Here is a 326-nt window from a genome sequence, read left to right on the forward strand (position 1 = left end):
AGTACTTCTGCTTGATCCACATTTGCGTCAGCCGCCAGGTTTCACCGCGGCCCCACACTTCCTGGGCCGAGGTAAAGCCACCCACGCGTGGGTCATTGATGCGGTCGTTGCTGATGTTGTCGCCGTGGCGCTCGGTGATGGTCAGTTGCACTTCGGTGTCGTGCCAGCCAAGGATCTTGTCCAGGTCCAGGTGGCTGCCAAAGGTGAACTGGTCGCTGTAGCGCGCGGTACGGTCATGGTCGTAGCCACCGTGCAGGTTGCTGCCCATCTCGCCGGTGTAGCCGAGGGTGAAGTCGTAGCCTTGTTCAAGCAAGCGGGTGCGGGTG

Annotated in this window: 1 protein-coding gene; it reads right to left on the reverse strand. The window is 61.3% G+C overall.

Going from position 1 to position 326, the window contains the following annotated elements:
• On the reverse strand, positions 1-326 hold a 326-nt coding region (locus GYA94_RS25970; RefSeq protein WP_174824210.1), incomplete at both ends, for a carbohydrate porin.

Source organism: Pseudomonas juntendi (genome assembly GCF_009932375.1).
Lineage (GTDB): Bacteria > Pseudomonadota > Gammaproteobacteria > Pseudomonadales > Pseudomonadaceae > Aquipseudomonas > Aquipseudomonas juntendi.